Source organism: Kitasatospora sp. NPDC097605, assembly GCF_040302725.1.
Taxonomy (GTDB): Bacteria; Actinomycetota; Actinomycetes; order Streptomycetales; family Streptomycetaceae; genus Kitasatospora.
The window spans coordinates 1-4,053 of sequence record NZ_JBEOSF010000079.1 but is presented as its reverse complement, the minus strand read 5'-3'; the positions used below and the strand labels follow the sequence as shown (position 1 = coordinate 4,053).

At 71.2% G+C, this 4,053-nt stretch carries 5 protein-coding genes and 1 pseudogene; 2 read left to right on the top strand and 4 right to left on the bottom strand.

Annotated features, from left to right (window positions below; all coding sequences use genetic code 11):
• Window positions 1-103, top strand: a pseudogene (locus ABTX81_RS39345) (DUF190 domain-containing protein); the annotation flags it as partial.
• Window positions 104-213: 110 nt separating this feature from the next.
• Here the strand turns inward: ABTX81_RS39345 and ABTX81_RS39340 are convergent.
• Both ABTX81_RS39340 and ABTX81_RS39335 read right to left on the bottom strand, forming a co-directional pair.
• A complete protein-coding gene (locus tag ABTX81_RS39340; protein WP_350555734.1) occupies window positions 214-738 on the bottom strand; it encodes a hypothetical protein in 525 nt (174 codons plus the stop codon).
• 488 nt (window positions 739-1,226) lie between these two features.
• Window positions 1,227-1,631 carry a hypothetical protein gene (locus ABTX81_RS39335; RefSeq protein WP_350555732.1) on the bottom strand — a complete coding sequence of 135 codons (405 nt, stop codon included), beginning with the start codon at window positions 1,629-1,631 and terminating at the stop codon, window positions 1,227-1,229.
• Window positions 1,632-2,224: 593 nt separating this feature from the next.
• Between ABTX81_RS39335 and ABTX81_RS39330 the strand changes: the two genes are divergently transcribed.
• On the top strand, window positions 2,225-2,593 hold the full coding sequence (locus ABTX81_RS39330; RefSeq protein WP_350555730.1) for a hypothetical protein: 369 nt from the start codon (window positions 2,225-2,227) through the stop codon (window positions 2,591-2,593).
• Window positions 2,594-3,173: 580 nt separating this feature from the next.
• Here ABTX81_RS39330 and ABTX81_RS39325 read toward each other — a convergent pair.
• Both ABTX81_RS39325 and ABTX81_RS39320 read right to left on the bottom strand, forming a co-directional pair.
• Window positions 3,174-3,554 carry a hypothetical protein gene (locus ABTX81_RS39325; RefSeq protein WP_350555729.1) on the bottom strand — a complete coding sequence of 127 codons (381 nt, stop codon included), beginning with the start codon at window positions 3,552-3,554 and terminating at the stop codon, window positions 3,174-3,176.
• A gap of 43 nt (window positions 3,555-3,597) precedes the next feature.
• Window positions 3,598-3,798 (bottom strand): hypothetical protein, encoded by a 201-nt coding sequence (locus tag ABTX81_RS39320; protein ID WP_350555727.1) that lies wholly within the window; start codon window positions 3,796-3,798, stop codon window positions 3,598-3,600.
• Between the last annotated feature and the right edge of the window lie 255 nt (window positions 3,799-4,053).

Below are 4,053 nucleotides of genomic sequence, written 5' to 3'. Positions count from 1 at the left end.
CCGGCTGGGCGGTCCGGCGCTGCGGCTGACCGTGCTGGTCGGCGAGAACGACCGCTGCCGGCACCGCCCGCTGTACAGCGAGATCGTGCACCGGGTCGACGCACCGCCCACTCCTGTCGGGCGCGGGCGCCCCCGCCTTTCCTATCGGACGATCCAGTGGAGCGGCGGTTCTTGCGCGCGGACTTCGACGACGACCGGGAACGAAACGCTCACTCAGCTTCCCAGGGATCCCAGGCTGATCCAGCTCACCCTGTCGTTGAAGGCGTCCCACAGAATGCGCTTCTGCCCGCCCTGGTAGTAGGCATAGCGGTTCAGGAGATCGCCGAATGCCACGTCCTCCGTCACCCGGTCGGGTGTGCCGAAAGCCTCCAGGAACGCGTCGTACGACGTCAGGCGGGCGAAGTGGGACAGATACGAATCGCCGATCCCGAAGCTGTCGACCACTCCGCCCCGGATCGAATAGCCCACCCCGTCGGCGCAGTGCAGGCTTCCGTCCGACCGGACGACGTGGCCGACGACCTCGTCCAACGTCAGCTGCCGCCCGTCCGCGTCGTAGTACTCGCCGACCACGCCGCTCCCGCCGCGATACCGGGCGACCACCGCGGAGTGGGCCTCGACGATCTCCCGGTGCCGGACCGCTTCACCTGGGGCCCCCAGGGCCACGCCCCCCACCGTGACGGTCGCGAGATCGACCCGCTGCCGTGTCAGCACGTCCAGATTGTCGAGGATCTCGATCACCGTGCAAGCCTAGGCCGCCGGACCGGTCGGCCGTGAGGATTCTCAACGATCAGTGCTGCGGCCACCGTCGGACCCGATGATGCGCCACACGCCGCTCCACGACCTCCTCGGCACCGGCACCGGTCATCTCTTCCCGAACGACCACGCCTACGCCGCCGCCGCGCTGGTCGGCTCTCGCCCGCAAACGCCCGTCCGGGACCGACCCCACCGCGGCCAGCCGGCCGTCCGCTCTCGCCAGGCTGCGGGAACTCGTGCCGGATGCCGCCGATCCCACAGACGCGCATCCGCAGCCGCAGCGACACTGCGATGCCGGCGGCGACCAGGGCCCGGTCATCCCTCTCCAGGACCGTCTGCGGGGCCGCACGGCCCGACACCCGGATGCCCATGCCAGGACGTGCGTCACCGGCCGCACAGGACGCAAGCGCCACGCCTACGTCAACGACCCGGACGCCTCGGCGGGAACTGCCCCAACGAGACCCCGGCTCCGATCACCAATCCCGCCAGCGGTCGGTGATCTCGTGGCGGCCGAGACCCTGCCGTTCGGCGAAGGCCACGACGTCGACGCCGGCGGCGACGAGGGAGTCGTCGATGTAGGCGCAGAGCAGTTCCCGCTCGTCGGTCTCGTAGGCGGCCTCGTCATGAGCCTCATGGACACGGTTGAGCTCCAGCACGACCCGCTCGACGACACCGAGGACGTCGTTGTCGGCCGGGCCTGCGCCCAGCGCAGCCACGTCGGCTTCGAAGGCGGCGAGGACGTCATCGGTGACGGTCAGGAGGCTGGCGGGAAAGAGCGCGGCGCTGTACGCGCACTCCGGGTCGAGCGTTCCCGCCGCCACCGCCGCGGCTTCTTCGGCGATGTGCTCACGCCACAGGTCGGTCGGTCTCTTCGGCATGAGGGGCACTGTAGCCGCTGGGGGCGACACAGCCGCGGTCCGCTCCCGGCCGCCGCCCCTCCACGGCGACGTTCGGAAACCGCCGTCGCGACGGCACCGACCGCACCCGGGAGCCGGAGATCGGCGGTGCGCGGAGCCGCGGTCGATGGCGGCGGAACACCGGTGGATCCGCCCGTTCCACCGCTTCGCGAACTACTCCCCGCGCGGTGGACGCCGGACCACATGGATGAGTGGTCGCTGTGCCTGGCCGGCGGCGGTCTTGACACGGGACCGGTGCTCGGTCTGGACCGCCCGGGTCAGGGCGGGGCGGGGTGGGGCCGGGCGTGGGCGTCGGTGTCCGGCGAGGTGGTGGCGGGTCTCGATGGAGCTCTTGCGGGGCAGGAGGTCCCGGGCGGAGCGGGCTGTGCGGTACCGGCGGTGCGGTTCGTCCCCCGGTGCTCGCTGATGGTCGGGCGCGGTGCTGGCAGCGGGGCACGCCGGCCGCTGGGCGAGGGGGATCCGGATCCAGCCGATCTGGTCCGTTCCCACCACGTGGCCCGCTGTCACGGAGGAGCCTGCATAGACACGCTCCCCGTCGAAGGGAATCGAGCAGGGTGTCCGGCAGGATTCGTTCGACCTCAGTAGCCCGGTTCATTGGCCCACTCGCACGAGCGCATCACACGCTGCACGTCTTCATTCGTCGGACGTTCCTGGAGACGTCCCTCCTCCGCGTCTGGTACGTCGTCGGTTTCTTGGCCGCCGCGGTCTGCTCAAGCATCGTCCGCTGGGTCGTCGGCGGCCTCGGTCTCGACCCGAATGCCTCCGGGTGGGTCAGCTGGGCCGTCATGGGCGCTTCCCTGGCCGGGCTGTCCGTGTGGCCGGTGATCGATCCAGGCACCTTCAAGCGGAACTGGGTCCTCGGCGTCCTTGCCACGGGCGCGTTCCTGGGCCTGGCCGTCCGCGTCCTACTGCTGAGTATCTGAGCCCGGCACCGACCGGAGCCGGAAGGTACGGCACACCGAGCCGGGGCCGACGGCGTCGCTCGCCGGGCCCGAGCGGGACGTCGACGGCCTGGACGGCCGGGTGGCCCTGGTGGTTCTGGCCGGAGACAGTCGTCCCGGCTGCCGAGCCTGAGGGCCGGCACCGGTCGCCCGTCAGACACCCACGAGATGTAGCCACAGCAGGTGTACCCCGGGAGAGGGCCGGCTCGGTCAGTAGGAGCGGCGCAGACTCGTGCCGGCCAAAGGCTCAGGAGCTCCCCGGGGGAGGAACGGAAGAACCACTGTGAAGATCTTGGTGATCGGCGCGACGGGGACCGTAGGCGGCGCCGTGTGCGCCGAGTTGGACGAGCGTCACGAGGTGCTCCGCGCGTGGCGGTGGCGCCCCGCGCCCGGACGCGGGTGAGGCCTGGGTGAAGCCTGCCCCCCGGCGGGCGGCGCGGGCACGGACTGCGGGCAGGACCTCCGTCCACGGGGCACCCGCGGTGTCGACGGCCGGCACCTCCCGCCGGCCGGCTGGACCCGAGGAGGGTCGGTCCGCCCGGCACGGGCGCGCCTCGGAGACTCACTCCCGACTGGAGAGAGGGGTCCGTAGCTCCCGGCGCAGTCGGATCGACGTGTCGACAGGCAACCCCAGGCTGGAGTAGCGGAGGTCCTTCGAGAACGTCGCGATGAGGTCGAGATCCTGAAGCTGACGTCGCAGCTCGGCGGCCAGTGCCTCGTCCGTGTCGACCAGGACGTCATCCCCTTCCGTCTCGTCTTCCGTCTCAGCCAGGCGCTGAAGATGCTCCTCAACGGCCTCCACCCCTCGGCCGCTGGTCCAGACAGCGAAATCATGGCAGCCGAACAGGTAGGTGTGCGCGGCGTACAACGTCGCCGCCGCGGCGGACTCGTCCGCGTCGTCCGGGCCGTCCTGACCGTCGTTGTGGCAGTACTCGCCGAGCATGTACTCGGCGACACCACGGTTGACGGCCGAGAAGGCCGTCGAGTCACCGAGAGCGCCCTCCCACACGGAATTCAGCAGGGGGCCGCAGGCTCAGGGTGAACGGCGCCCGCTCGTCGGCGGGCAGTTCCTCGTGCCGGCTCATCAGGCGTTCCGCGACACCGGCGGCGAAGACGCGACGCTCACCGGACGACGCCGCCTTCAGCCGCTCCGCCACCAGCGCCGACAGCACCTGCCACGTATCCATCCGAGCCACCTCAGAATCGGGATTCCGGCGCGCTCACGCCGGCCACGGCGATCATCCCAAGCACCAGTGACAATGCCCTCGCGGGGCCTGCGGCGGACTCAGCGGCGATCCGCGGACTGCTGCCCGCCCGCCGGCAAGTCCGCACGAGCCCTGGCAGCCCTGCGACCGGCCGGGTCCCGGGCGGCCGCCCGGGACCTGACCCTGGCGGGTCCCTGACAACAGATCATCCTAGAACGCCAAGCGAACGCCATGGAG

What these genes read in the sequence shown, in the direction of transcription:
- ABTX81_RS39325 (WP_350555729.1), bottom strand. Translation starts at nt 3,554, where the DNA reads ATGCTCGGCGAGTACTGCCACAACGACGGTCAGGACGGCCCGGACGAC.
- ABTX81_RS39335 (WP_350555732.1), bottom strand. Translation starts at nt 1,631, where the DNA reads ATGCCGAAGAGACCGACCGACCTGTGGCGTGAGCACATCGCCGAAGAA.
- ABTX81_RS39320 (WP_350555727.1), bottom strand. Translation starts at nt 3,798, where the DNA reads ATGGATACGTGGCAGGTGCTGTCGGCGCTGGTGGCGGAGCGGCTGAAG.